A 21029-nucleotide genomic window follows, 5' to 3' on the forward strand; every position below is an offset into this window, starting at 1 on the left:
GCCGACGCACGGCTGTCCATCGGTTGTGTAACAGCGGCGGAGAGGGGTGCTCGCGGCTCAGCTCAGCGGCAGCCGGTACTGGCCGCCGGCCAGCGGTTCGACCAGGCCGTCCGCGACCAGTCCGTCCAGCGCACGGGCGCGCTGCACCGGTTCGTCCCACACCGCGTCCAGTGCCGACTGCGGCACCGGTGTCATGGCCTCGCGCAATACGGCGAGCAGCCGGCCGCGCACCTGCCGGTCCGTGCCCGCGTACGTCTGACCGCGCCGAGGGGGCCCCTGGTGTGCGGGCTTCCCGGCCAGCCGCCAGGCGCACTGCTCGGCGATCGGGCAGTGGGCGCAGTCCTCGTTCTTGGCGGTGCAGACGAGGGCGCCGAGCTCCATCGTGGCGGCGGCCCAGCGGGCGGCCCGCTCCTCCTCGTCGGGAAGCAGCTCGCGGGCGAGCTTGCGCTCGGCGGCGGTGGTCGCGTTCGGCGGGTACTGGATGCCGGTCGCGGCGCGGGCGAACACCCGGCGGACGTTCGTGTCGAGCACGGCATGCCGCTGTCCGTACGCGAACGAGGCCACGGCCGCCGCGGTGTACTCACCGATACCGGGGAGCGCGAGCAGCTGACCGTGCTCGCTCGGTACGTCGCCGCCGTGCCGTTCCGTTATTGCCTGGGCGGCCCCGTGCAGCCGCAGCGCTCGGCGCGGGTAGCCGAGCCGGCCCCAGGCGCGGACCGCCTCGCCGGGCGGCTCGGCGGCCAGGTCGGCCGGGCGGGGCCAGCGGGCCAGCCACTGTTCGTACACCGGCAGGACCCGGCTGACGGGGGTCTGCTGCAGCATGAACTCACTCACCATCACACCCCAGGCGCCCGCTTCGGGGCGGCGCCAGGGCAGATCGCGGGCGTGCTGTTCGAACCACCCGATGACGGGAGCGTGGAGGGAGGCGGGGGGCGTCTGTGTCGCAGTCATGGCAGTCATCGCACCGACGATCCTGGCACGGAAGGGCGGACAACGGCTCCGCGCACGGTGGTGTCGCTCCTCGTGAGGGCCCTTGGGGTGATAATGCCACCCGTCTTGTCCCCTCGGTGTCCGGCAACCGGCCCAAGGGGACTCCCTCGGGCCGTCAGTGCCGTTTGCGCCGCCTCCGGGACCGGCCGGCCGGTCCCGCTGCCGGCCCCGCACCCGGCCCCGAGACCAGGGCCGCCACCGGGGCCCCGCTGCTCCGTACCGTGCGGGCGAGCGACCGTGCCGGGCGCCGCAGCACCGCGACCACGACGGCCGCCAGCGCCGCCCCCACCAGCAGACCGACCGCCACGTCATGCGGATAGTGCACGCCGACGAAGACCCGGGAGAAGGCCATCAGCAGGGCCAGCGGCACGGTGAGCCAGGCCAGCCGGGGGCGGGCGATCGCCAGGGCCACGGCTGCCGCGCCGGCGATCGCGGAGTGGTTGCTGGGGAACGACCAGTCGCCCACCGGCGGACACGGCACCAGTGACGCCGCCGCCCCGGCGACCGCCCTGCACGGGCGTTCCTCGTTCACCAACGACTTGAACACCTCGCTGCCCACGTAGGCGAAGGCCGTCGCGAGCGGCGCGAGCACCGCCAGGGCCAGGGCGCCCTCGTCCGCCCGGCGGGCGCGCCACCATCCGGTGATGAACAGGACTCCGAAGACCAGAAGGCCGAGTTCCGTCCATATCTCGGCCAGATGTTGCACCCATGACGGCATGTCATGAGCGAAGTCGGTGATGTCCCGGTAGAGCGGGGCAGTAACTGAACTATCCATGTGACAGAGGGTAGTCAACGAAACGGAGTGGTCGGACGAGGTGATTCCGGGGCCCAACTCGGCTGGAATTCCGGGCGTAAAGGGTCGACCCGGGATGATGATCCGCAAAACTTCGGGGCCGGGCGGCGGGTGGGGCGGGAGTCGGCGCCGATCTCTCGTAGAGTTTGCGCCGTGGGATCTTTGCGTAATCCGATCGGGCCGCTTCCCTCCACCATCTACTGGCGACGGAGGGCCGTAGCGGCGACGCTGGTTGCGCTGCTCGCGCTGTTGATCGTATGGGCCGTCACTTCCGGCAGCGACGGCAAGAAGAACACGGACGACGCCCGGCCCGGCGGCAAGAGTCCCGCGCACGAGATCACTCCCGGCCCCTCGCAGCCGGGCACGGCCATCACCCAACAGCCGGGCGGACGCGACGAGTCGGGCGACACCGGCGGCGGAGGCACCGGCGGCACGGGCGCGGGCTCCGGCGGCGGTACGGGCGGCGATGGTGGTACGGGCACCGGCCACGGGTCGGGCACAGCCGGTTCGGGCACCGGCGCCGGGGGCGCGGGCGGCAGCGGTGCGGTGCCCGGCGAGCAGGTCCCGGCCGGCTCTTCGCTCCCCGACTGCGTCCCCGCCACACTGCAGTTGAGCCTGAGCACCGAACTCAGCTACGGCCCCGACGAGAAGCCGAAATTCCGGTTGATGGCCAGGAACACCTCGTCCACCACCTGCAAGGCCGACCTCGGACCGAGGAGCGCGGTGCTCACCATCACCGAGGCCGGTGGCGACGACAAGCAGGTGTGGTCCTCCAAGGACTGCCCGCGCAACGGCGGCAGCCTGCTGCTGAAGGTCCCGGCGGGCACGACCGTCGTCCACACCGTCGAGTGGGACCGCAAGAAGAGCGTTCCGCAGTGCGCGACGCCGCCCGCGGGGACGGCGGCGCCCGGTACGTATCTGGTCGAGGCGAAGGCGCCGGGCGAGCCGTTGCAGCGCGCCTCGTTCCGCCTTGAGAAGGACTGAGCGAAGGACGCGGGCAGAGAGGCCGGGAGAAGGCCGAGGGAGGGGCTCGAAGAAGGGCCGTGCGCCCGGGGGCGGTCGGCTCCGGAAAGCACGTCGGGGCCCGGTCTCCCGGGTCCCGACGTGCTTTCCGTGTGCAGGGCCGCGCGTACCGCCCGCTACACGTACCGCTCGAGGATCGACGACTCGGCCAGCCGCGAAAGCCCCTCGCGCACGCTCCGCGCCCGCGCCTCGCCGACCCCGTCGACCGTCTGGAGATCGTCCACGCTGGCGGCGAGCAGCTTCTGCAGGCCGCCGAAGTGCTCCACCAGCCGGTCGATGATCGCTCCGGGCAGCCGCGGCACCTTCGCCAGCAGCCGGAAGCCGCGCGGCGAGACCGCCGAATCCAGCGTCTCCGGCGAACCGCTGTACCCCAGTGCTCGTGCGACGACCGGGAGTTCGAGCAGTTCGGTGTGGGAGAGCGCGTCGAGTTCGGTGAGGGCCTCGGCGACCGTGCGGGACCGCTTGGCGGTCGGCTCCGGCACGTAGTCGCGCACGACCAGCTCACGCTCCGGCTCGACACCCGCGATCAGCTCGTCGAGCTGGAGCGAGAGGAGCCGGCCGTCGGTGCCCAGCTCCACCACGTACTCGGCGATCTCGGTCGCGATCCGGCGGACCATCTCCAGCCGCTGCGCGACGGACGTCACGTCCCGGACCGTCACCAGGTCCTCGATCTCCAGCGCCGAGAGCGTGCCCGCGACCTCGTCGAGCCGGAGCTTGTAGCGCTCCAGAGTGGCGAGTGCCTGGTTGGCGCGGGAGAGGATCGCGGCGGACTCCTCCAGGACCCGGCGCTCGCCGTCCACGTACAGCGCGATGAGACGCATCGACTGCGAGACCGAGACGACCGGGAAGTTGCACTGCTTGGAGACCCGGTCCGCCGTGCGGTGGCGGGTGCCGGTCTCCTCGGTGGGGATGGAGGCGTCCGGGACCAGCTGCACACCGGCACGCAGGATCTTGGTCATGTCCTTGTCGAGGATCAGCGCCCCGTCGAGCTTGGCCAGCTCGCGCAGGCGCGTCGCGGTGAACTCCACGTCCAGCACGAATCCGCCGGTGCACATCGACTCGACCGTTCTGTCCATGCCCAGGACGACCAGCCCGCCGGTGTTGCCGCGGAGGATGCGCTCCAGGCCGTCCCGCAGGGCCATTCCGGGCGCGACGGCGGACAACGAGGCGCGCATGAGCGCCTCGTTACCGGTGCCTTGGCCGGACTTTCCGGGCGATGTTGCCCGGTCGCTGGCTGCCACTGCACTCCTCCGGTCACAGGTTTGTGGTGCCCTTGCGTCCCTCATGCCGTTCGTACGGACGGGCGAGACCAGGGCAAAGTCTACCGGCGCGCGTTCTCCTCCTGTGGGGCCTGTGCGCGAGACCGGCGCGGGAGCACCCTCAGCGCATCACCCATGTTGGCGACTTCTGTGACCTTCATACCGGCCGGGACCTTTCCGGGATCGGTCGGGACCAGCGCGTGCGTGAAACCCAGACGGTGCGCCTCGGCCAGCCTGCGCTGGACCCCCGTGACCCTTCTGACCTCGCCCGCGAGGCCCACTTCGCCGATCGCCACCAGGTTCTTCGGGAGCGGGGTGTCGCTGGCCGCGCTGGCCAGGGCCAGGGCGACGGCGAGGTCCGCGGCAGGCTCGGAGAGCTTCACACCGCCGACCGTCGCGCTGTAGATGTCCCGCTTGCCGAGCGAGCTGATCCGGCCGCGCTGCTCCAGAACGGCCAGCATCATCGATACCCGGGACGTCTCCAGGCCGGAGGTGGTGCGCCGGGGCGACGGAATCTGTGAATCGACCGTCAGCGCCTGGACCTCCGCGACGAGCGGGCGCTTGCCCTCCAGGGTGACCGTCAGGCAGGTGCCGGGGACGGGTTCGTCGCGCCGGGTCAGGAAGAGGCCGGACGGGTCGGCGAGGCCGGTGATGCCCTCGTCGTGCAGCTCGAAGCAGCCGACCTCGTCGGTCGCGCCGTATCTGTTCTTGACGCCCCGCACGAGGCGCAGCCGGGCATGGCGGTCGCCCTCGAAGGACAGCACCACGTCGACGAGATGCTCCAGCAGCCGCGGTCCCGCGATCGCCCCGTCCTTGGTGACATGGCCGACCAGGAGCGTCGACATCCCGCGCTCCTTGGAGGCCCGGATGAGGGCGCCGGCGACCTCCCGGACCTGTGCCATGCCGCCGGGCGCCCCGTCGATCTCGGGCGAGGCGACGGTCTGCACGGAGTCGAGGATGAGGAGCGAGGGCTTGACGGCGTCCAGATGGCCGAGGACCGCGGAGAGGTCGGTCTCGGCGGCGAGGTACAGATGGTCGTTGATCGCCCGGATCCGGTCGGCGCGCAGGCGTACCTGGCTCGCGGACTCCTCGGCGGTGACATAGAGGGTGCGGTGGTCGTCGCTCGCCGCCTTCGCGGCCACGTCGAGCAGCAGCGTCGACTTCCCGACGCCCGGCTCTCCCGCGAGCAGCACGACGGCCCCGGGGACGAGACCGCCGCCGAGCACCCGGTCCAGCTCGCCCACGCCGGTCGACCGGGCGGTGGCCTGCCGGCTGTCGACCTGGCCGATGGGGAGCGCGGCCGTGCTGACCCGGCCGGCCGCGGTGGTCCGCACGGCGGGGGCGCCGCCGAACTCCTCGACCGTCCCCCATGCCTGGCATTCGGGGCAGCGGCCGAGCCACTTGGCGGTCGTCCAGCCGCACTCGGTGCAGCGGTAGGACGGCCGGTCCTTCGCGGTTTTCGTACGGGCAGCCATGGCGCAACCGTATCGGTGAGGTCGGACAGTGCAGCCGGGTGCGGCCCGGGGCGGGCGCGTGCCCGTCGGCTACCCGGGCACTTCCGCCGGAATGTCTGATTTCGGCCCCTCGGTTTCCCGGTTTCGGCCTCTTGAATCATGAATTCCTGTCCCCTTTTGAGCGATACGTTCACCCGTAAGGATTAAATGTGCTGAAGAGGCGCTAAGAGCATGCTCTGTGCTGCCTACGGTCGCCAGGTGATGAGCAGCAGGCTGGAGCCCCCTACGCACACCACCGGCGCACACCGGACGCGGCGCCGTGCGCCCCACGCCGCGGCGCAGCCTTCGCCGCGGCGGCCTCCCGCACGTTACGAGCCGCATCTCGACGGCCTGTTCACCTACTGCCTCTCCGTGCTCTGCGACCACGACGCCGCCACCGAGGCGCTCGGCGGGGTGCTCGCGATCGCGGAACGGCAGGGCGGCCGGTGCCCGGCGGGCGAGGAGGAACGTAAATCCTGGCTGTACGCGCTGGCCAGGTGGATGTGTCTGCGCAAGCTCGCCGAGCGGAAACAGGGCCGCCAGGCGCACCGCCACAAGGCCGGGAAGCGGTCGGGAAGGCAGCCGCTCAAGCCGGAGACGAAGCGGGCGGGCGGGCCTTTGGGCAAACAGCCGGGTGGGACGGCCGCCCAGGGGGCGCGCACAGGACGCTGTACGCCCCCTGCCGCCCTTGCGAAGGCTCCGGCCGCCTTCACCCCGGGCGGCGCCCCGGCGGGCAAGGCCCACACCCCCGAATCCGAAGCCGCCGCCGAGGCGCACCGTCGCGAACTCGCCCAGTTGGCCTGGCCCGAGGCCGCGGGTACCACCCCCGAACAGCGCGAAGCGCTCGAACTCGCCGTGCGCCACCGCCTCGCCCCACGCGCTGTCGCCTCCGTCCTCGGCCTGGAACCCGCTACCGCCCGGGACCTCCTGGCCGCAGCGGCCTGCGAGGTGGAGCGGACCCGCGCCGCCCTCGCCGTCGTCGAGACCGGCAACTGTCCTACCGTCGCCCGGCTCACCGGCGACCACCGCGTCCTGCTCTCCGCCACCCTGCGCCGTGAACTCGTCCGCCATGTCGACGACTGCCCCCGCTGCCGCCGGGTCGCCGAGCGGGCCGGCGCCGACGGCCCCTGGCCGGGAGGGCCGCTCACCCCGGCCGCCGTGCTGCCGGTCGTCGAGGCACCGCGGCCCTCCGCCTACGTCGCGATGGTCCACGCCCAGCGGAGCCGGTCCGGCGGCCCGCGCTTCGACCGGGCGGGCTTCCCGCTGGACCCGAAGGACCACGCCGCGCGCCGGGACCGGATGCGGGCCAGGGTCGTGACGACGACGGTGGTGGCGACGGTCGTGGCCGCCCCGGTGATCGCGTTGTGGACCGCCTACCGCGGCGCGCCGCAGACCGGCGAGGGCCATGAGGGCTCCTCGGTCACCGCGACCGAGACGGACGTCCGCCACGACCACGGCACTCCGGACGGCCACTACGAGAACGCCGGCAACGCCCGTCCCCAGCCGGGTGCCCGCTTCAGGGACGGCCGCACCCCGGACGTCTCGGCCGAGGTGATCAGCTCGGGTTCGGTGGGGGGCATCGGCGGGCTCACCGTCGAGGCCCGCTCGTCCGGCGGCACGACTCTGATCCGCCTGACCGCCTCGGGCGGTGCCCCCGTCGCCTGGTCGGCCCGCTCGGACGTGTCCTGGCTGCGTCTCAGCAGTTCCTCGGGGACGCTCGCCGTGGGTGAGAGCGTCACGGTCCGCGTCCTCGTGGACCGGCCGCGGGAACCCGCCGGTCCGTGGAGCGCCCGTATCGCCCTCGCCCCTTCGGACTCGGTCGTCGTGATCCGGGGGCACGGGGCGACGGCGCCGTCACCCGACGGTCCGGGACACCCGGGCACGCCCGGCCCCACCGGCCCGTCGGCTCCGCCCTCGTCCTCGCCGCACCCCACACAGCCCACCGACCCGACACCCGGCCCGAGCGAACCGACGCCGACGCCGACGGACCCGGCCCCGACCGATCCGACCCCGACCCCGGACCCGTCGCCCCCCACCGACCCCGGGACCGGCACGACCGCCCCGGCGGGCTGAAACGGGGCGTCGGGGGCGGGGCGGACGGACGCCCCGGCCGCTACGCCGGGTCCGCCGGGTGCGGCGCCATCGGCAGCAGCGAGGACAGGCGCTCCTCGCACAGCTCGACCAGCCGGTCGTACGCCTTCTCGCCCATCAGCTCGGTGAGCTCCGGCCGGTACGACACGTACACCGGCTCACCGGCCCCGTGCGCGGAGGTCGCCGATGTGCACCACCAGTGCAGATCGTGACCGCCCGGACCCCAGCCCCTGCGGTCGTACTCGCCGATCGACACCTGGAGCACACGGGTGTCGTCGGGTCGGTCGATCCAGTCGTACGTCCGCCGGATCGGCAGCTGCCAGCAGACGTCCGGCTTGGTCTCCAGGGGCTCCTTGCCCTCCCGCAGCGCCAGGATGTGCAGTGAGCAGCCCGCGCCCGCCGCGAAGCCGGGACGGTTCTGGAAGATGCACGAACCCTCCCAGCGCCGTGTCTGGCGTTCCCCGTCGTCGTCGACCTCGACCCAGCCGGTCCTGGTGCCGACGTCGTGGAACTGCCACAGATCAGGGGTCAGCCGCGCGACATGGCCCGCCACGCGCTTCTCGTCGTCCTTGTCCGAGAAGTGCGCGCCCAGGGTGCAGCATCCGTCGTCCGCGCGGCCCGCCTGGATGCCCTGGCAGCCACTGCCGAAGATGCAGGTCCACCTGGACGTCAGCCAGGTCAGGTCGCAGCGGAAGACCTGCTCGTCGTCCGCCGGGTCGGGGAACTCGACCCAGGCGCGTGCGAAATCGATACCCGTTTCGTCCTCGGACCGGTCCGGTCCGTTCGCTTCCTGCTGCTGCATCTCCTGCTTCGTTCTCTGCTTCTTCGTGTTTTTGCCCGGCTTCGCCTTTTTCGTCTTTGGCACGCGCCAAGAGTAAGTCCGCCGCCCCGGTAGCGTTCCGGGTATGAGACTCGGAGTCCTCGACGTGGGTTCGAACACAGTGCATCTGCTGGTGGTGGACGCGCACCCCGGTGCGCGCCCGCTGCCGGCGCACTCGCACAAGGCGGAACTGCGCCTTGCCGAACTCCTCGACGAGGACGCGGCGATCGGCCCCCACGGCGTGGACCGGCTCGTGGCGACGATCACCGATGCGCTGCAGGCCGCCGAGGACAAGGGGTGCGAGGACGTTCTGCCGTTCGCCACGTCCGCGGTGCGGGAGGCGAGCAACGCCGACCAGGTGCTGGCCCGGGTACGGGAGGAGACGGGCATCGACCTCGCCGTCCTCAGTGGCGCGGAGGAGGCCCGGCTCACCTTCCTCGCCGCCCGTCGCTGGTTCGGCTGGTCCGCGGGGCGGCTGCTGGTTCTGGACATCGGCGGCGGCTCGCTGGAGGTCGCGTACGGCATGGACGAGGAGCCGGACGCCGCGGTGTCGCTGCCGCTCGGAGCAGGCCGGCTGACCGCCGGATGGCTGCAGGGCGATCCGCCGGACCCGGCGGACGTGAAGGCACTGCGCCGCTCCGTGCGGGCCAGGATCGCCCGGAGCGTCGGGGAGTTCACCCGCCTCGGGCGCCCGGACCATGTCGTCGGCACCTCCAAGACCTTCAAGCAGCTCGCCAGGATCGCGGGCGCCGCGCGCACCACCGACGGTCTGTACGTGCAGCGCGCCCTCACCCGCAAGTCGCTGGAGGAGTGGGTGCCGAAGCTGGCGTCGATGACCGTCCGGCAGCGGTGCGACCTGCCCGGGGTCTCCGAGGGGCGGGCCGCGCAGCTGCTGGCCGGGGCGCTGGTCGCGGAAGGCGCCATGGATCTGTTCGGGGTCGAGGAGCTGGAGATCTGCCCCTGGGCGCTGCGCGAGGGCGTCATCCTGCGCCGACTGGACCACCTGCCCACGGAACAGGCCGCGCTGCGCTGAGCGCCGCGGGGCCTGCCATGGCCCTTCTCACTTTCCGCCCGGGTCCCTCGGCGAGGCGTACCACTGCCCGTACGCTGTCCCAGTGGCAGAAGCAGTGGTGCGCATCCCGGATGCGAAGGTCGCCCTGTCGACGGCATCCGTCTATCCGGAGTCGACGTCGACGGCCTTCGAGATCGCCGCGCGCCTCGGTTACGACGGCGTCGAGCTCATGGTGTGGACCGACCCCGTCAGCCAGGACATCGAGGCCCTGCGCCGGCTCTCGGACTACCACGGGGTACCGATCCTCGCCGTCCACGCGCCCTGCCTCCTGATCACACAGCGCGTCTGGTCCACCGACCCGTGGGTGAAGCTCCAGCGGGCGCGTGCCGCCGCGGAGAAGCTCGGGGCGACGACCGTCGTCGTGCACCCGCCGTTCCGTTGGCAGCGCAACTACGCGCGCGACTTCGTCAGTGGGATCTGGCGCATGGCGGACGAGACGGACGTGCGGTTCGCCGTCGAGAACATGTACCCCTGGCGCTACCGGGACCGCGAGATGCTCGCGTACGCCCCCGACTGGGACGTCACCAACGACGACTACCGCCACTTCACCGTGGATCTCTCGCACACCGCGACGGCCCGCACCGACGGCATGGCGATGGTCGACCGGATGGGCGGCCGGCTCGCCCACATCCACCTCGCCGACGGCAAGGGCTCCAACAAGGACGAGCACCTGGTGCCCGGCCGGGGCGACCAGCCGTGCGCCGAACTCCTGGAGCATCTGGCCCGTACCGGCTTCGGCGGCCATGTCGTCATCGAGGTCAACACCCGCCGCGCCATGTCCACTGCCGAACGCGAGGCCGACCTGGCGGAGGCGCTGGCCTTCACCCGGCTCCATCTGGCGTCCTCCTCGGCCGAGGCGCCGCGCCCGTGACCGACGGCACCACCGGCGCCGACGGCTCCGCGAAGCCCGCCCCCAGGCGCCGCGGCCGCCCCTCCCGCGCGGCCGAAACCGCCGGCCCCGATGCCCGTACCCGCATCCTGGAGGCCGCCCGTACCGAATTCGCGGAGCGCGGCTACGACAAGACGTCGATCCGGGGCATCGCCAAGGCGGCAGGCGTCGACTCCGCCCTCGTCCACCACTACTTCGGTACGAAGGACGAGGTCTTCGCGGCCGCCATCGAGCTCTCCTTCGAGCCGGCCCTGGTGATCCCTGCCATCCTGGGCAGCGGCACCGACGGCCTGGGGGAGCGGCTGGCCCGCTATTTCATCGCCGTGTGGGAGAACCCGGCGTCGAGGGTTCCGCTGCTGGCGGTCATGCGGTCCGCGCTGACGCACGAGGCGGCGGCGAGGGTCCTCCGCGGCTTCGTCCTGCGCCGCCTCCTGGAACGCATCGCGGAGACACTGGACGTCCCGGACGCGACCTTCCGCGCGGAACTGGCCGCCTCGCACATGATCGGGATCGCGATGCTGCGCTACGTGATCCGGGCGGAGCCACTGGCTTCGGCGCCCCCGGAGCAGATCGTCGAGATGGTGGCACCGACGCTGCAGCGCTACTTGACGGAATCCTGATCCCGCCCGCGGCCCGCGGCGAAACCGTCCCGCCCGCCACGCGCCCCGGCGCCCCGCACCGCCTCGGCGAGCCGCCCATCCATCGAGCACCCTGTCCCGCATAGCGGACACCGTGTCCAGATCTTGGAGCCGGAGGCGTAGGCTCGGAAGCAGTCTTTTCTGTCGAAGGAGCGAGCGACGATGCCCGAGCTGAGGTCCCGCACTGTCACCCACGGCCGCAACATGGCCGGCGCCCGCGCCCTTATGCGGGCCTCGGGCGTAGCGAGCGAGGACATCGGCAAGCCGATCATCGCGGTCGCCAACTCCTTCACCGAGTTCGTCCCCGGCCACACCCACCTGGCACCCGTCGGCCGGATCGTCTCCGACGCGATCAAGGCCGCCGGCGCGGTGCCCCGCGAGTTCAACACGATCGCCGTCGACGACGGCATCGCGATGGGGCACTCCGGGATGCTGTACAGCCTCCCCTCCCGCGACCTGATCGCCGACTCCGTCGAGTACATGGTCGAGGCGCACTGCGCGGACGCGCTGATCTGCATCTCCAACTGCGACAAGATCACGCCCGGCATGCTGATGGCCGCGATGCGCCTCAACATCCCGACGGTCTTCGTCTCCGGCGGTCCGATGGAGGCCGGCCGGGCCACCCTCGTCGACGGCACGGTCCGCAAGCTCGACCTGATCAACGCGATCAGTGACGCCGTCAACGAGAACGTCTCGGACGAGGACATCCTCCGTATCGAGGAGAACGCCTGCCCCACCTGCGGCAGCTGTTCCGGCATGTTCACCGCCAACTCGATGAACTGCCTGACCGAGGTCCTCGGTCTCTCCCTGCCCGGCAACGGTTCGGTCCTCGCCACGCACACCGCCCGCAAGGCGCTGTACGAGGACGCCGGCCGTACGGTCGTCGAGATCACCAGGCGCTACTACGAGCAGGACGACGCGACGGTCCTGCCCCGCTCCATCGGCACCCGCGCCGCGTTCGACAACGCCATGGCGCTGGACATCGCCATGGGCGGCTCGACCAACACGATCCTGCACCTGCTCGCCGCCGCGCAGGAGGCCGAGCTCTCCTACGACCTCGACGACATCAACGAGGTCTCGCGCCGCGTCCCCTGCCTGTCCAAGGTCGCTCCCAATGTGGCGCCCGGCGGCACGTACTACATGGAGGACGTGCACCGGGCCGGCGGCATCCCCGCCATCCTGGGCGAGCTGCACCGCGGCGGCCTGCTCGACGAGGACGTGCACTCGGTCCACTCCGACTCCCTCGCCGAGTGGCTGAAGAACTGGGACATCCGCGGCGGCTCCCCGTCCCCGGCGGCCGTCGAGCTGTGGCACGCGGCCCCCGGATGCGTCCGCTCCGCGACCGCCTTCTCGCAGTCCGAGCGCTGGGAGACCCTCGACCTGGACGCGGCCGGCGGCTGCATCCGCGACATGGCGCACGCGTACTCCAAGGACGGCGGCCTCGCGGTCCTCAAGGGGAACCTCGCCGAGGACGGCTGCGTCGTGAAGACGGCGGGCGTCGACGAGTCGATCTGGACCTTCGAGGGCCCGGCGGTCGTCTGCGAGTCGCAGGAGGAGGCCGTCGACAAGATCCTCCGCAAGGAGATCAAGGAGGGTGACGTCGTCGTCATCCGTTACGAGGGCCCGCGCGGCGGCCCCGGCATGCAGGAGATGCTCTACCCCACGTCGTTCCTCAAGGGCCGCGGCCTCGGCAAGAGCTGCGCCCTGGTGACCGACGGCCGCTTCTCCGGCGGTACGTCGGGGCTGTCCATCGGCCACGCGTCGCCGGAGGCCGCTTCGGGCGGCACCATCGCACTCGTCGAGGACGGCGACCGGATCAGGATCGACATCCCGAACCGCTCGATCGAACTCCTCGTCCCCGAGGCCGAGCTGACCGCCCGCCGCGAGGCGCTGAACGGTGTGTACGCGCCGAAGAACCGCGACCGCAAGGTCAGCGCGGCGCTGCGCGCGTACGCGGCGATGGCGACGAGCGCGGACCGGGGCGCGGTGCGGGACGTGTCCAAGCTCGGCTGAACTGAACCGCGCCGCGAACGCCACGGAAGGCCGGGCCCCGCTCTCACCAGTGAGCGGGGTCCTTGCCGTCGACGGCGAACACGGACCCGTCGGGCGCGGTCCCGACGACGGTCCGGCCGATGGCGACGGGGGCGGGCAGCGCCGAGGCGTAGCTGAGCTTCCCGTCCCGGAGTCGGGGGCTCGTCTGGCCCAGCAGCGTCCCGCGCTCGGTGTCCACGGCGAGCAGGCGCCCGTCCGCCGCGGAGAAGTACAGCCGGTTCCCGGCGGCGAGGACGGGCGCCGACGTCCGCCCGGCCGCGGTCTCCAACTGCCAGAGCACGGCCTTGCCGTCCCGCTTCCCGTCGCCCTTCCCGGCGGTCGGGCGCGTGTCGACGGCGACCAGGGTTCCGCCGTGGGCCAGCAGATACGCGGTGTCCCCACGCACCACGGCTTCCGGTTCGTTCATCCGGAACGGCAGCGCCACGCGTGAGACGTGCCCGCTCTCCGGGTCGTAGCGGACGAGCCCGACGGTCTGGGTGTCCCCGTTCATGGATGTCAGGACGAGTGCGCCGCCGGAGGTCCCCACCGGGGTGAGCATTCCGTCCAGCCGTCGCTGCCACGCCGTGTGCCCGGAAGCCGCGTCGAGGGCCGTGACCAGCGTGGTGGATCCGTAGGCCGAGTGCTCGAACGCGTAGGCGAGCCCGGACGCGGCGTCGTACAGCGCGAAGTCCGGACGCAGGTGCCCCGCGAGCGAATGCCGCCAGCGGGACACGCCGGTGGCGGAGTCGAGCGCCTCGGTCGTACCGTCCTCGGCCGTCAGCAGCAGCGTGTCACCCGAGGCGAAGGGCGTGCCCAGGTACGGGGAGAGATCCGCGGCCCAGACCTGTTCGCCCTCGGCCGGGTCGTACGCCCGGAGCTTCCCGCCCGGCACGGCCTTGTGCACCAGACCGCCGGAGACCGACAGCACGCCGGACGTCGGAGCGTTCCCGGCGGAGCGACGGGACCACAGCACCCGGCCGTCGACGGGATCCAGCCGGGCGGCGCCGGCACCGCCCGTGGCGCAGTACAGCGCCGCGGTTCCGCCGGACGTCCCCTCTCCGGCCTGCTCGCCGCCGCCGGCCGCCGAGGAGCAGACCGGCGTCGCGCTGCCCGAGGTCACGAGCGGCGTCCGCCAGGGTGCGAACGCCGCCACCGCGCCCTTCGCGTCACCCGGCTCCCCCGATTCCCCGGAGTCGCCCATGACACCGGCCGCCCACGCCCCGCCGGCACCCACGACGAGCAGTGCGGCGGCGGATGCCAGTTGCCACCGCCGTCTGCCGACGCCGGTCGTGGTGCCCCTCCTGCCCCGCCCGGTCCCACGCGCGCCCACATGCGTCTCCGCCTCCGCCCCGGCCCCCGGCGACGCGACCGCGGGGTCTTCGGCTTCGACGCCGGCTCCGGCCCGGTTTCCGACCGTGCCGGGTCGCCGCTGCGACGGTATGAACGCGGCGGCGTCGTACGAAGGAGGGCTCAGCGTCGCCATGATCTCGTCCGGGGTGGGCCGCTGCGCGGGGTCCTTCGCCAGGCACCGCCCGATCAGCGGAGCCAGATCCGTCGGCACCCCTGCCAGATCCGCCTCGTCATGCACCACCTGATAGGCCACGATGTACGGGCTGTCGGAGTCGAAGGGCCCCCGGCCGGTCGCCGCGTGGACGAGCACGGCCCCCAGCGCGAACACGTCCGCGGCGGGCCCGACCTCGCGCGGCCGCTGGAACTGCTCGGGTGCCATGTACGGCGGCGAGCCGATCAGTTTGCCCGTCTCGGTGCGCAGATCGCTGTCGTACGGCCGGGAGATCCCGAAGTCGATGACCTTGGGCCCGGAGTCGGAGAGCAGCACATTGCTCGGCTTGAGGTCACGATGGATCACCCCGGCCCGGTGGATGTCGCGCAGCGCCTCGGCGAGTCCCGCCGTCAGCCTGCGCAACTCGGCGGGAGCCATCGGCCCGTTCCGCTTCACCTGATCGGAGAGCGTGGGACCGGGCACGTACAGCGTCGCCATCCACGGGCGCGCGGCATCCGGATCGGCGTCGACGACCGGTGCGGTGAAGGCCCCGCTGACCCGCCTCGCGGCCCCGACCTCCTGCCGGAAACGAGCCCTGAACTCCGGGTCCGCGGAGTAGTGCCGATGCACCACCTTGACGGCGAGCTGCAGTCCCGAGGTGGAGCGGGCCAGATGCACGACGCCCATGCCGCCCGCGCCGAGGCATGCCTCAAGGCGGTACTGACCGGCGTATTCCGGATGCTCCGCTTCCGGATTCGCCCCGGTACCTCGCAGCGGCGGCATCGCCCACCCCCGTGTGTTCGTCCGCAAGCGCGACGCACGGAGCCTAGTCGATGGTGCGTGCGATACGGCCGGGGCTTGTAGCCTGCGCGTCGTACACACCGTCTCTCAACGGGGGAGGGCCTCATGGCCATGGAAGAGCAGATCGACACCGCCACCACCGACGCGGCCGGGGCGGCCGAGAGCACGGCCGCGCTCGCCGGCACCGACGACGTCACCCGGTACCCCATCGCGCCCGGCTACCGCGTCAACGTCCGCACGGGACCTGGCACCAAGTACGGCATCGTCCGGACGCTCCCGTACGGAGTGAAGGTTCCGGTCTACTGCCAGAAGCCGGGCGAGCGGGTCACCGGCCCGTACGGCACCTCGAACATCTGGGACAACATCGCCAACGGCCAGTTCGTGTCGGACGCCTATGTCCACACGGGCAGCGACGGCTACATCGCCCCGCGCTGCGACTGACCGCAAGCGTGTCCCGCCCGGTGCCACGACCCGGGCAGGGCCGAGACCGGGTCGGGTTCCCGCGTCGATGACCGGCGCGACCGGAGCCGCGGCCGCCCGGGGATAATCGACCTCGTGAGCGAGAACAGCGAAGACCCCGGTACCGGCGCGACACCCGGCAGCACCACGTCCGGCGGCGGCACGCCGGGTCCGCGGCCCGAGCCCCTGTTCTTCTTCGGTACGACCTGGGTCGACCACGACGGGGGCTACGGGCTGCGGCGGGCCGGGGCGGCGGTCGGCTCCCTCGTCGCCGCGGTCGCCGCCTGCTTCGTCCTGCGCTTCGCCTTCCAGGGGCTGCAGATCGCCGACGTCGGCAATCTCGTCGGCATCCTGGTCGTCGCGATGTTCGCCATCTGCAGCGCGATCGCCTTCCGCAAGACATGGGAGGGGTTCAGCCGCCGCCCGGCCGATCCGGCGCGCGAGGCCAATCTGCGCGGTCTGAAGACGATCGGCTTCGTCGGGTCGCTGATCGCGTACTTCCTCCGTACGTTCATGGAGGCGCCGGGCGAGGGACTGCGCCGCACGGAGTACGAGACGGCCCTGGCCCGCTACGCGAAGCGCCGCTCGTCCCGTACCGGGAACCCGGCCGCCCGCAAGACCACCAAGACGCCCAAGGGCAAGCGGCCCAAGCGCAAGTAGGAACCGAAAGCAGGGCCCGCGGCCGCACCGCACGAGCGCGGCCGGACTTCCCTCGCGCGGGTTCGCGTGCGGGTCGGACTCCGTGCGCGGCCGAGACCCGTTCACCGTTTCCCGCGGGCACCGGCACCGGGCTCCCGCACAGGCCACGATGGCCTCATGTCTCCTTCCGCCGCCGCCCATGGCCCCGACCCCCGGCCGCTCCCGCCCTCCTCATCTCGTGCGCTCTCCTTCGACCGTGCGGCCGCGCAGTACGCCGCGGCCCGCCCCGGCTACCCGTCCGCCCTCGTCGACGCCGTCGAGGAGCTGGCCGGGCGCCCCCTGCGCGGCGCCAGGACCGTCGACGTCGGCGCCGGCACGGGCATCTCCACCCGGCTCCTCCATGACCGGGGCGCCCGGGTCGTCGCCGTCGAGCCGGGCCGCGGCATGGCGGAAGAACTGCACCGCGCACTTCCGCACGTGCCGGTCGTGCGCGGCGACGGGAACCGCCTCCCCCTCGCCACCGCATCGGCCGACCTGATCACGTACGCCCAGGCCTGGCACTGGACCGACCGGAGCCGCGCCGGCTCCGAGGCACTGCGCGTCCTGCGTCCCGGCGGCGCACTCGCCCTCTGGTGGAACGTCTTCGACCACGCGGTCCCCTGGACAGCCGAGCAGGACGCCCGGATGCGCCGTTTCCTCGGCGCCGGCGAAAGCGCCCACGGCTCGCCCGTCCCCTCCCGTGACCTGCCGCCCGAGTTCGGCTTCGTGCGCCGCCTGGTGCCCTGGGCCCGGCGGGTGCCCCTCGACACCCACCTCGCCAACCTCGGCAGCCACTCCGCGTTCCTCGTCCTCGGTGAGGAACCCACACGCCGGTTCCTCGCCGAGGAGCGCGACCGGCTCGCGGCGGTCTTCCCGGACGGCACGGTCGAGGAGCGTTACGTGGTCGACCTGAACGTGGCGATCCGCCCGTCCTCGGCCCCGCCCGGCTCGCCCCCGTCGCGCTCCTGATCCGACGGCCGCCGTTCCTCGCGAGCCTCTCGGGCCTTCCGCTCCGCGGCCCAGCCCCCCAGGGCCGCGGCGCACGCGTGGTCGGTGTGGTGCATGTGGTGCAGCCCGCTGAGGTCCAGCACCACGGCCCGGTCGTGCGGCAGGGCGTCCAGCAGCTTCGGCAGCCGCAGGAACGTGGCATGGCCCGCCACCCGGACCCGCAACACCCCGTCTCCGTCGCCCTCATGCGCCTCGATGTGCACATGGCTGATGTCCCAGGCGGTCTCGGCCACGGCCGGCAGCAGCCCCACCAGCACTCCCTTCATTGTTCTTTACGGGAGTTGCTCGTCCGCCCCGTACCCGGAGCCGGTCGATGGGCACGGAAGCACAGAGGAGTGGAATACCTCCGTCCGATCGCGCCCTCGACCGCCTGCACCCCGGCGACGCCAAGTCCCAGTCGCGTCGCCGCTCCTCCGCCCCGTTCCGCCACCGCTGCCCCGCGTCTTGACGGGAGGGACCGCCGGGATCAAAATTCATCGCATGATGAATTCTTCGGGTGTCGCCATCGAGGCCCGGGGCCTCGCCGTCGTACGAGGCGACCGCACCGTCCTCCGCGACCTCGACTTCACCGTCGAGCCCGGCAGGATCACCGGTCTGCTCGGCCCCTCCGGCTGCGGCAAGTCCACCCTGATGCGTGCCATCGTGGGTACCCAGGCCAAAGTCACCGGCACCCTCGACGTGCTCGGCAGCCCCGCGGGCCACCCCACCCTCCGCCCGCGCATCGGGTACGTCACCCAGAGCCCGTCCGTCTACACCGACCTGACCGTCCGGCAGAACCTCGACTACTTCGCGGCGATCCTCCGACCGGGCCGCCGCCACCGGGACGCCCGCCGCGCCGCCGTCGTCCGCGCGATCACCGAGGTGGACCTGACCAGCCACGCCGACGCCCTGGCCGGCGCCCTCTCCGGCGGCCAGCTCACCCGCGTCTCCCTCGCCGTGGCCCTGCTCGGCACCCCCGAACTCCTGGTGCTCGACGAACCGACCGTGGGCCTGGACCCGGTGCTCCGCCGCGACCTGTGGAACCTCTTCCACGCCCTCGCCGCCGACCGCGGCACCACACTCCTCGTCTCGTCCCATGTCATGGACGAGGCCGAGCGCTGCCACCGCCTGCTGCTCATGCGCGAGGGCGAGATCCTCGCCGACGACACACCCGAGGCCCTGCGCACCGCCGCCCGCACCGCCACCGTCGAAGAGGCGTTCCTCCACCTGGTCGACGAAGCCGCCACCCGTCAGGAGACCCTCCGATGAGCACGCCCCCGGCCCCACAGCCCCTGTCTCCCGGCCGCACCCACCCGGCCGCGCCACCACTGAGCCCCGCCCGCACCCTGGCCACCGCCGCCCGCGTCCTGCGTCAGCTGACCCACGACCCCCGCACCGTCGCGCTGCTCCTGCTGGTCCCGGTCGTGCTGATCACGTTGCTCCGGTACGTGTTCGACGGCAGCCCGCGCACCTTCGACGCCATCGGCGCATCGCTCCTCGGCATCTTCCCGCTGATCACGATGTTCCTGGTGACCTCGATCGCCACTCTGCGCGAACGCACTTCGGGCACGCTCGAACGCCTCCTCGCCATGCCGCTCGGCAAGGGCGACCTGATCGGCGGCTACGCCCTGGCCTTCGGCGCGGTGGCGATCCTCCAGTCCCTCCTGGCCACCGCGCTGTCGGTCTGGGTGCTCGGTCTGGACGTCACCGGCTCCGCGTGGCTGCTTCTCCTCGTCGCCCTGCTCGACGCCCTGCTCGGCACGGCACTGGGCCTCTTCGTCTCGGCCTTCGCCGCATCGGAGTTCCAGGCGGTCCAGTTCATGCCGGCGGTGATCTTCCCGCAGCTCCTGCTCTGCGGTCTGTTCATCGCACGCGACCGGATGGCGCCCGCCCTCGAAGCGATCTCGAACGTCCTGCCCATGTCGTACGCGGTCGACGGCATGAACGAGGTCCTCCACCACCCCGACGTCACCGGCGACTTCGTCCGCGACGTCCTGGTCGTCGCGGGCTGCGCCCTGCTCGTCCTCGCCCTCGGCGCGGCCACACTCCGCCGACGTACCGCCTGACCGCCCCCGGTGCGAGGATGACGGACACAAGCACAGGCCCGCGTACGGGCCCGCGCACCGAGCCCCGTCAGCACGACGCACCGAGAACAGCGAGCACAGCCCGGAGGGTGAACCGCATGACCCAGACAGTTGCCGTCCTCGGCACCGGCAAGATCGGCGAGGCCCTGCTCAGCGGCATGATCCGGGCAGGCTGGCGCCCGTCGAACCTGCTGGTCACCACCCGCCGCTCCGAGCGTGCCGAGGAGCTGCACAGCCGCTACGGAGTCGACTCCGTCACCAACGCCGAGGCCGCCAAGCGCGCCGACATCCTCATCCTTGCGGTCAAGCCCCAGGACATGGGCCGGCTCCTCGACGAGCTCGCCGAGCACGTCGCCGCCGACCGCCTGGTCATCAGTGCCGCCGCGGGCATCACGACCACGTTCATCGAGGACCGGCTCACCGCGAACACCCCGGTCGTACGCGTCATGCCGAACACCCCCGTCCTCGTCGACGAGGGCATGTCCGTCATCTCGGCGGGCAGCCACGCCACCACCGAGCACCTCGCGGCCGCAGAGGCGATCTTCGGCGGCGTCGGCAAGACCCTGCGCGTCCCCGAGTCGCAGCAGGACGCGGCAACCGCGCTCTCCGGTTCGGGTCCCGCGTACTTCTACTTCCTCGTCGAGGCGATGACCGACGCGGGCATCCTGCTCGGCCTGCCCCGGGCCCAGGCACACGAACTGATCGTCCAGGCCGCCATCGGGGCCGCCGTGATGCTCCGGGACAGCGGTGAACACCCCGTCAAGCTCCGCGAAGCCGTCACCAGCCCGGCGGGCACGACCATCAGCGCCATCCGCGAGCTGGAGAACCACGGTGTACGGGCCGCCCTCATCGCCGCCCTGGAAGCCGCCCGCGACCGCAGCCGCGAACTCGCCACCGGCAACGGCTGACCGGACAGGGCCCACCCCGCACCACCTCCGCGAACCCACCGCCGGGCAACGACACGGCGGTGGGTTCGCGACGACGTCATCGGAACGTCAGCAGGCGCCGCACCCGGCATCGACCTCCGCCTCACCGCGATGCCGACGCCCTCGCCTCCGGCCCTCCCGGCTGCCGCGAGGGCCTCCATCCGGACCTGTTCCAGCCCGGGGTTGACACGACACGCCCGCGACCGTAATGTGCTCCGAGTTGTCCGACGTGAGCGCCGACCCCGGTCGGTCCCCGGACAGCCATTCCGCAGTAACCACATCTGGTCGGCGACATCTGTCGCCCGACTTTCTGTGCGCATTTGCGAAATGAGGAATCCGCGTTCGAAGGAACGTGACCCCGATTAGCGTCGAGGCCCAGGATTCCGCTAAAGTCTCACTCGTCGGAACGGCCCAACGGCCGGGAAGACAAGCCCCGCTGACTGGGAATCAGGCCCGAAAGGATCTGATAGAGTCGGACTCGCCGGAAAGGGAAA

At 72.2% G+C, this 21029-nt stretch carries 19 protein-coding genes; 12 read left to right on the forward strand and 7 right to left on the reverse strand.

Annotated elements, in window-relative coordinates:
* Positions 1-57: 57 nt before the first annotated feature.
* Positions 58-960 carry an A/G-specific adenine glycosylase gene (locus ACIRP2_RS19820; protein ID WP_404251875.1) on the reverse strand — a complete coding sequence of 301 codons (903 nt, stop codon included), beginning with the start codon at positions 958-960 and terminating at the stop codon, positions 58-60.
* A 145-nt stretch (positions 961-1105) separates the two neighbouring features.
* The gene (locus ACIRP2_RS19825; protein ID WP_404251877.1) at positions 1106-1765 is read right to left on the reverse strand and encodes a phosphatase PAP2 family protein; all 660 of its coding nucleotides are present in this window, start codon (positions 1763-1765) and stop codon (positions 1106-1108) included.
* Positions 1766-1936: 171 nt separating this feature from the next.
* Between ACIRP2_RS19825 and ACIRP2_RS19830 the strand changes: the two genes are divergently transcribed.
* On the forward strand, positions 1937-2767 hold the full coding sequence (locus ACIRP2_RS19830; protein ID WP_404251879.1) for a hypothetical protein: 831 nt from the start codon (positions 1937-1939) through the stop codon (positions 2765-2767).
* A 155-nt stretch (positions 2768-2922) separates the two neighbouring features.
* On the opposite strand, the gene disA is transcribed toward ACIRP2_RS19830, so the two are convergent.
* Positions 2923-4047, reverse strand: coding sequence for a DNA integrity scanning diadenylate cyclase DisA (gene disA, locus ACIRP2_RS19835; RefSeq protein WP_404251881.1), 1125 nt, complete (start codon positions 4045-4047; stop codon positions 2923-2925).
* Positions 4048-4127: 80 nt separating this feature from the next.
* A complete protein-coding gene (gene radA / locus ACIRP2_RS19840; RefSeq protein WP_351077408.1) occupies positions 4128-5540 on the reverse strand; it encodes a DNA repair protein RadA in 1413 nt (470 codons plus the stop codon).
* Positions 5541-5780: 240 nt separating this feature from the next.
* Here radA and ACIRP2_RS19845 point away from each other — a divergent pair, with 240 nt between their 5' ends.
* Positions 5781-7631, forward strand: coding sequence for a hypothetical protein (locus tag ACIRP2_RS19845; protein WP_404251884.1), 1851 nt, complete (start codon positions 5781-5783; stop codon positions 7629-7631).
* 40 nt (positions 7632-7671) lie between these two features.
* Here the strand turns inward: ACIRP2_RS19845 and ACIRP2_RS19850 are convergent, their stop codons facing one another.
* The gene (locus ACIRP2_RS19850; protein WP_404251886.1) at positions 7672-8514 is read right to left on the reverse strand and encodes a hypothetical protein; all 843 of its coding nucleotides are present in this window, start codon (positions 8512-8514) and stop codon (positions 7672-7674) included.
* Positions 8515-8554: 40 nt separating this feature from the next.
* On the opposite strand from ACIRP2_RS19850, the gene ACIRP2_RS19855 reads away from it, so the two are divergent.
* The 4 genes from ACIRP2_RS19855 to ilvD all read left to right on the forward strand — a co-directional run bounded on the left by ACIRP2_RS19855 (position 8555) and on the right by ilvD (position 13081).
* Positions 8555-9502: a Ppx/GppA family phosphatase gene (locus ACIRP2_RS19855; RefSeq protein WP_404251888.1), complete on the forward strand. Its 948-nt coding sequence runs from the start codon at positions 8555-8557 to the stop codon at positions 9500-9502.
* Between the two features lie 97 nt (positions 9503-9599).
* Positions 9600-10412, forward strand: coding sequence for a sugar phosphate isomerase/epimerase family protein (locus tag ACIRP2_RS19860; RefSeq protein WP_404251973.1), 813 nt, complete (start codon positions 9600-9602; stop codon positions 10410-10412).
* Entirely contained in the window at positions 10409-11050 is a 642-nt protein-coding gene (locus ACIRP2_RS19865; protein ID WP_404251890.1) for a TetR family transcriptional regulator, read from the forward strand. Before ACIRP2_RS19860 ends, ACIRP2_RS19865 begins: the two co-directional genes overlap by 4 nt.
* Positions 11051-11230: 180 nt before the next feature.
* Positions 11231-13081 carry a dihydroxy-acid dehydratase gene (gene ilvD, locus ACIRP2_RS19870; RefSeq protein ID WP_404251892.1) on the forward strand — a complete coding sequence of 617 codons (1851 nt, stop codon included), beginning with the start codon at positions 11231-11233 and terminating at the stop codon, positions 13079-13081.
* Between the two features lie 43 nt (positions 13082-13124).
* Here ilvD and ACIRP2_RS19875 read toward each other — a convergent pair whose 3' ends face one another.
* Complete coding sequence (locus tag ACIRP2_RS19875; RefSeq protein WP_404251894.1) at positions 13125-15383, reverse strand: PQQ-binding-like beta-propeller repeat protein; 2259 nt, start codon at positions 15381-15383, stop codon at positions 13125-13127.
* 123 nt (positions 15384-15506) lie between these two features.
* Here ACIRP2_RS19875 and ACIRP2_RS19880 point away from each other — a divergent pair, with 123 nt between their 5' ends.
* From ACIRP2_RS19880 to ACIRP2_RS19890, 3 genes are all read left to right on the forward strand, one after another.
* Entirely contained in the window at positions 15507-15842 is a 336-nt protein-coding gene (locus ACIRP2_RS19880) for an SH3 domain-containing protein (protein ID WP_404251896.1), read from the forward strand.
* A 114-nt stretch (positions 15843-15956) separates the two neighbouring features.
* Positions 15957-16520 carry a hypothetical protein gene (locus tag ACIRP2_RS19885; protein ID WP_404251898.1) on the forward strand — a complete coding sequence of 188 codons (564 nt, stop codon included), beginning with the start codon at positions 15957-15959 and terminating at the stop codon, positions 16518-16520.
* Positions 16521-16676: 156 nt separating this feature from the next.
* Positions 16677-17507 carry a class I SAM-dependent methyltransferase gene (locus tag ACIRP2_RS19890; RefSeq protein WP_404251900.1) on the forward strand — a complete coding sequence of 277 codons (831 nt, stop codon included), beginning with the start codon at positions 16677-16679 and terminating at the stop codon, positions 17505-17507.
* On the opposite strand, the gene ACIRP2_RS19895 is transcribed toward ACIRP2_RS19890, so the two are convergent.
* A complete protein-coding gene (locus ACIRP2_RS19895; protein WP_404251902.1) occupies positions 17435-17812 on the reverse strand; it encodes a hypothetical protein in 378 nt (125 codons plus the stop codon). The genes ACIRP2_RS19890 and ACIRP2_RS19895 overlap by 73 nt on opposite strands.
* Positions 17813-18026: 214 nt before the next feature.
* Between ACIRP2_RS19895 and ACIRP2_RS19900 the strand changes: the two genes are divergently transcribed.
* From ACIRP2_RS19900 to proC, 3 genes are all read left to right on the forward strand, one after another.
* The gene (locus ACIRP2_RS19900; protein WP_404251904.1) at positions 18027-18794 is read left to right on the forward strand and encodes an ABC transporter ATP-binding protein; all 768 of its coding nucleotides are present in this window, start codon (positions 18027-18029) and stop codon (positions 18792-18794) included.
* Positions 18791-19591: an ABC transporter permease gene (locus tag ACIRP2_RS19905; RefSeq protein ID WP_404251906.1), complete on the forward strand. Its 801-nt coding sequence runs from the start codon at positions 18791-18793 to the stop codon at positions 19589-19591. The genes ACIRP2_RS19900 and ACIRP2_RS19905 overlap by 4 nt, the downstream gene beginning before the upstream one ends.
* A gap of 116 nt (positions 19592-19707) precedes the next feature.
* Positions 19708-20517: a pyrroline-5-carboxylate reductase gene (proC, locus tag ACIRP2_RS19910; RefSeq protein WP_404251908.1), complete on the forward strand. Its 810-nt coding sequence runs from the start codon at positions 19708-19710 to the stop codon at positions 20515-20517.
* Positions 20518-21029: the final 512 nt, after the last annotated feature.

The sequence above is a fragment of the Streptomyces sp. NPDC101194 genome (assembly GCF_044767885.1).
In the GTDB taxonomy this organism is placed as follows: Bacteria; Actinomycetota; Actinomycetes; order Streptomycetales; family Streptomycetaceae; genus Streptomyces.